The following is a 230-nucleotide window of genomic DNA, read 5'->3' on the forward strand; positions in this document are numbered from 1 at the left end:
TTGTCACGCTGTATGTTTTAGATTTAGCGCCATCTCTATAACATCCTATTTTGAGAGGGCAGATCTGGCATTTATCAATGTCAAAATAATAAGTATCCGTCTGGTTTTGACCCTGCTTTTTTCCCTGACGCGCTTTTCTAACGGCTAACTGTCCTGCCGGACATACAAACATCCCTGCATCCTTATTATATTCAAAGGCCTGATTCTCTTTACGGACACCATGAACAATA

General features: G+C 40.9%; 1 pseudogene. It reads right to left on the minus strand.

The window, feature by feature from the left end:
• Window positions 1-230: pseudogene (locus ERX27_RS11470) on the minus strand (IS5/IS1182 family transposase); the annotation flags it as partial.

This window comes from Macrococcus brunensis, from assembly GCF_004359615.1.
Lineage (GTDB): Bacteria > Bacillota > Bacilli > Staphylococcales > Staphylococcaceae > Macrococcus > Macrococcus brunensis.